This is a genomic window from Kitasatospora sp. NPDC089509 (genome assembly GCF_044749365.1).
Classification (GTDB): domain Bacteria; phylum Actinomycetota; class Actinomycetes; order Streptomycetales; family Streptomycetaceae; genus Kitasatospora.
The window spans coordinates 1-5,303 of the sequence record NZ_JBIVHS010000028.1; the positions used below are offsets into that span (position 1 = coordinate 1).

The following is a 5,303-nucleotide window of genomic DNA, read 5'->3' on the forward strand; positions in this document are numbered from 1 at the left end:
GGGGGTTAGGGGGTTGGGGGGTTGGGGTTGGTGGGGGTGTGGGTGGTGGTGTGGTAGTTGGTGAGGTCGAAGGTGCGGGTTTGGTGTTGGTAGCGCCAGGTGTAGGTGGGCCAGATGTTGGGGTTGTTGCCGTGGTTGTCGGTGTACCAGCTGGTGCAGCCGCCGGTGTTCCAGACGGTGTGTTGGAGGCGTTTGGTGAGGGTTTTGTTGTAGGTGGTTTGGGCGTGGGGGAGGACGTCGGCGCTGGTGATGCCTTGGGTGGTGAGGGTTTTGAGGGCGGAGAGGATGTAGGTGATCTGGGCTTCGATCATGACGGTTTGGGAGGAGTGGCCGAGGGTGGTGTTGGGTCCGAGGATCATGTAGAGGTTGGGGAAGCCGTGGATGGTGGTGCCGCGGTGGGCGGTCATGCCGGTGCGGTGCCAGGTGTGGGCGAGGGTGTGGCCGTCGGTGCCGTGGATGCGGTGGGCGATGGGGCGGTCGGTGGCGGTGAAGCCGGTGGCGAGGATGATGGTGTCGATGGTGCGGGTGGTGCCGTCGGTGGTGGTGATGTGGTCGGGGCCGATGGTGGTGATGGTGTCGCTGATGATGTCGACGTTGGGTTGTTGGATGGCGGGGTACCAGGTGTTGGAGAAGAGGAGGCGTTTGCAGCCGACGGTGTAGTCGGGGGTGAGGCGGGCGCGGAGGGCGGGGTCGGGGACGGATTTCTTGAGGTGGCCGGCGGCCATGTTCTTCATGCCGGTGGTGCGGCCGGGGCGGGACATGAAGAACGCGACGATTTCGCGGCCGTTCTTGTTGAAGGCGCGGCGGAAGCGTTGGTAGCCGGGGAGGTGGCGCAGCATCCAGGTGTGGCGCGGGGTGTTGGGTTTGTCGGGTTTGGCGGCGATCCAGGGGGGTGTGCGCTGGTAGAGGTCGAGGCGGTTGACGTGGGGTTGGATGTGGGGGACGAACTGGATGGCGGAGGCGCCGGTGCCGATGACGGCGACGTTGCGGCCGGTGAGGTCGTGGTCGTGGCGCCACTGGGAGGAGTGGAAGAGGGTGCCGGTGAAGGTGTCGAGGCCGGGGATGGGGGGCAGGGCGGGTTCGGAGAGGTAGCCGGTGCCGGTGACGAGGATGCGGGCGGTGTAGCGGCCCTGGCTGGTGTGGATGTCCCAGTGGTGGTGGCGGCTGTCCCAGTGGGCGGCGAGGAGTTCGTGGTTGTAGCGCAGGTGGGGGGTGACGCCGTGGCGTTTTGCGCAGGTGTGGAGGTAGTCGTGGACTTCGGCCTGGGTGGCGAAGGTGGATTTCCAGTCGGGGTTGCGGGCGAAGGAGAAGGAGTAGAGGTGGGCCTGGACGTCGCAGGCGCAGCCGGGGTAGGTGTTGTCGCGCCAGGTGCCGCCGAGGTCGTCGGCGCGTTCGAAGACGAGGAAGTCGGTGTGGCCGGCTTGGAGGAGGCGGATGGCGGTGCCGAGGCCGGAGAAGCCGGCGCCGATGACGGCGACCTGGAGGTGGCGGACGGGGGGCTGGGCGTGGTGGGGGGCCGTGGCCGCGCCGGTGCCGGTGGCCGTGCCCGTGTTCGTGCCGGTGGTGGCCGTGGCCGTGCCGGTGGCCGCGGTGGTTCCTGCGGTGCGGGTGTCCGCGGTGTCCGGGGTGGCCGGGGCGGTGGTGGTGGCTGTACTCGCGGTGGCGGCCGTGGTGTTGGGGGTGGTGGTGGTCATGGCGTCGGTCTCCCTGGGGTGGTGGCGGGGGGTCAGGCCCGGCGGGTGAGGGTGACGCGGAAGTTGTTGAAGATGTGGTCTTCGAGGGTGTAGGCGAAGATGTCGAGGTAGCGCTCGAAGCGGGCGACGGTGGTTTCGTCGGCCATGGCGACGGCTTCGTCGCGGCGGGCGGCGAGGAGTTGGAGCCAGGCGCGGCAGGCGCGGGCGAAGGACTCGGGTTCGTTGCGGATCTCGGTGACCTCGAAGAGGCCGTCGAGGCCGGCGGCGAGTTCGGGCAGGCGGGGGATGTGGCAGCCTTCGAACTCCTCGCGCTGGAGGAATTTGAGGTCGTCCAGGAGCTGGCGGCGCAGTGGGGGGTTCTCGACGGTCATGGTGTGCAGGACGAAGCGGGCGCCGGGCTTGAGGAGGGAGTGGACCTGCTTGAAGAAGACGCGGTAGCGCTGGGTGCGCTCCTTGGGGGTGAGGGAGGAGAGGACGAAGTGTTCGAGGGCGTTGATGCAGAACGCGGCGTCGTAGGGCTGCTGGCCCTCGGGCAGGCGGTGGTCCTCCCAGCTCTCGACGCGGGCCTGGATGGCGGGGTTGCCCAGGGCGGTGACGAAGTCGGCCTGGGTGCGGGAGAGGGTGACGCCGACGGCCTGCTTGACGCCGTGGACGGTGGTGAGGCGGTTGAGCATGGTGCCCCAGCCGCAGCCGATGTCCAGGACGCGGTCGGTGTGGGCGGCGCGGGCGAGGTCGGTGAAGACGTCGAGCTTGCGTTCCTGGGCTTCGTCGAGGGTGGCGACGAGGTCCTCGCCGTCCTCCCAGTAGCCGCCGGAGTACATCATGGTGGGGCCCAGGATGAGGCGGTAGAGGTCGTTGCCGACCTCGTAGTGGTGGCGGATGGCCTCGACGTCGGGGTTGATGGTGCGGGCGTCGACGGTGGTCATGGTGGGGCCTTTCGTGGGTGGTGGATGGGCGGGGGGACGTATGGTGCCGGTCTGGGTGCCGGTGTTCCCCCGGGTGGTCCGGGACGCGGTTCACGGGTGAACTGGCCCTGCTTGCAGGGCTGTTGACCGGTGGTGCTGGTGGTGCCGTTCCGGCGTAGGCCGGCCTGCTGGCACCGGCGCGCCGGGGTGGTGCCTGCTGGTGTGCGGGCTCCGTGGCGCGTTGTGCGGTGGCCGGTCCGGGTTCGGCATCCTGCTTTGGGTGCTTCCGGCCCGGGGTCGGGTGCCGCTGGCCGCGTGAACATGCCCTGCGGGCAAGGCTGTTGCCCGGTGGCACTGGTGGTGCCGTGCCCGTGTGGGCCGGCCTGGTGGCACCGGTGGTCGGGTGGTGCCTGCTGGTGTGCGGGCTCCGTGGCGCGTTGTGCGGTGGTCCGGTCCGGGTTCGGCACCTGGTTCGGGTGCTTCCGGCCCGGGGCCGGATTTCGCTGATCGCGTGAACTGGCGCTGCGGACAGGGCTGTTGATTAATTTCCGGTGGCACTGGTGGTGCCGTGCCCGTGTGGGCCGGCCCGGTGGCACCGGCGCGCTGGGGCAGTGCCCGCTGGTGTGCGGGCCGCTGTGGTTGCGCTGTGCGGTGGTCCGGTCCGGGTTCGGCACCTGGTTCGGGTGCTTCCGGCCCGGGGCCGGGTGCCGCTGATCGTGTGAACGCGCCCTGCGGGCAAGGATGTTGACCGGTTCTGCTGGTGCCGTTCCGGCGTGGGCCGGCCTGGTGGCACCGGCGTGCTGGGGTGGTGCCTGCTGGTGTGCGGGCGCCGTGGCGCGTTGTGTCGTGGCTGGTCCGGGTTCGGCACCCTGCTTTGGGTGCTTCCGGCCCGGGGCCGGGTGCCGCTGATCGTGTGAACGCGCCTTGCGGGCAAGGCTGTCGGACGGTCCTGGTGGGGACTGCTGTTGTGGTGTGGGCCGGGGTCAGGCCCGGCCGGCCGCTGTTGTTGTGCGTTGTGCGTTGTGCGGTGGCCGGGTCCGGGTTCGGCACCTCGTTTTGGGTGCTTCCGGCCCGGGGTCCGGGTGCCGCTGTTCGTGTGAACCGGCGCTCTGGGTGCGGCTGTTGAGTGGCCGTCCGTCCGGCACGGTGTCCAGTCCAGTCCAGTCCGGCTCGGTGTCCGGTCCTGGTTTGGTGCTGGTTTTGGTGTGGGGCCGGCATGGTGTCCGGTCCGCTGGCGTCCGTTCCGGTGTGGTGGGGCTGGGTGGTGGCGGGTCGGGCGTGGTGCGGTGCGGGTGTGCGGGTGCGGTGTGTTGTGGGTCAGGTAAGCGCGCTGGTCGCAAGTAGTGCGCAAGTGCGGGGGCGTGGGGTGGGTTGCGGGGCGTTTGCGTGGGGGCGGGTTTCATGCGGTGTCGACAGGACGTGCGGTTCGGGCCGTGTGGGTCCTTCGTCGGGTTGTTCTGGTTTTCCTTCCGTCGTGAGGTGGTGGGTGGCCGGGCTCCGGCGCGGGTTCCCGTCCGGTTTCGTGCCTCCCGCGGTCTGCGTGGTCCTTCGTGGTCTGCGTGGTCTCTCGTGTCCCGTGTTCTTTCCCGTTGCTGTTCGGTGTCGTGTGTGTCCGTGTCTGCCGGTGTGGTGCCGGTGGGGGTGGGGGTGCGCGGGTGTGTGCCGTGGCGGGGGCGGGGTGAAAGGGGGGCGGGGTGTTCTGTCGGTCCTGTGGTATCCGTCGTATTCGCCGCCTCTTCGCGGTCTTCCCGTTCTTCTCTCCTCTCGTTGTCGTGGTGGGTGTGTTCCGGGTCCGTTCGCGGGCCGGGGGCGCCCCCTGGGGCCGGGGTGGTGGGGGCGGGGGGTGCCGGCCGGGGGGCTTGCTGGAAGGAACTGATCACTGATGTCCGAGATCCCCACCGTGGAGGACCTGGCCGCGCAGCTTCAGGCGGTCTCCGGCGCGGCCGTCGTCGACGCGGACGCGGCGTTGCAGCACATCGCGGACGTGGACTCGCTGGACCTGATGGAGTGGCTGTACGGGTTCCAGAACCAGTACCCGCACATCCCGGCCGACGAGTCGCTGTTCGCCGACATCGACGACACCACGACGCTGCGGGTGGTGCACGAGCGGATCCTGGCGCTCGTGTCCTCCTCGGGTTCCTGACCGGGGCCCGGGCGTGCGCCGGGTACGGGCCGTAGGGGCCACCGGCGGTGCACGGGCCACCGGCGGTGCCGGTCCTGCCGGGCCTGCCGGTGGGACCGTGCGGGCCGGCGGGACCGTGAGGACCGCGGGCGTTGCGAGGCCTGTCCGGGCCGATGGCGCCTTGAGCGCCGCCGGCGCCGTGCGCGTCGTGAGTGCGGTGCGCGTGGTGGGGCCTGTCCGGGCTGATGACGTCCTGAGCGCTGCGGGGCCCGCCTGGGCCGTGAAGACCGCGCGCGCCGCAGGGCCTGCGGGTGCCGTGAGCGTTGCGGGGCCCGTGAGTTCCGTGCGCGTCATGCGTGTCGCGGGGCCCGTCCGGGCCGTGAAGACCGTGAGGACCGTGAGTGTCGCGGGTGCCGTGCGCGTTGCGGGGCCTGTCCGGGGCGACGGTGCCGTACGCGCCGGGGCTGTGAAGACCGTGAGTGCTGTGGGGCCCGCCTGGGCCGTGAAGACCGCGCGCGCCGCAGGGCCTGCGGGTGCCGTGAGCGTTGCGGGGCCCGTGAGTTCCGTGCGCGTCATGCGTGT

The 5,303-nt window shown here is 70.5% G+C and carries 3 protein-coding genes; 1 reads left to right on the forward strand and 2 read right to left on the reverse strand.

All coding sequences use genetic code 11. The features are described from left to right. Window positions 1–5 precede the first annotated feature (5 nt). A complete protein-coding gene (locus ACIP4P_RS37440) occupies window positions 6–1,694 on the reverse strand; it encodes a flavin-containing monooxygenase (protein ID WP_400926589.1) in 1,689 nt (562 codons plus the stop codon). A gap of 32 nt (window positions 1,695–1,726) precedes the next feature. Beyond that, a complete protein-coding gene (locus ACIP4P_RS37445) occupies window positions 1,727–2,620 on the reverse strand; it encodes a class I SAM-dependent methyltransferase (RefSeq protein ID WP_350518181.1) in 894 nt (297 codons plus the stop codon). Window positions 2,621–4,481: 1,861 nt separating this feature from the next. Here ACIP4P_RS37445 and ACIP4P_RS37450 point away from each other — a divergent pair. After that, window positions 4,482–4,742: a hypothetical protein gene (locus ACIP4P_RS37450; protein WP_350518180.1), complete on the forward strand. Its 261-nt coding sequence runs from the start codon at window positions 4,482–4,484 to the stop codon at window positions 4,740–4,742. The last annotated feature ends 561 nt before the right edge of the window (window positions 4,743–5,303 follow it).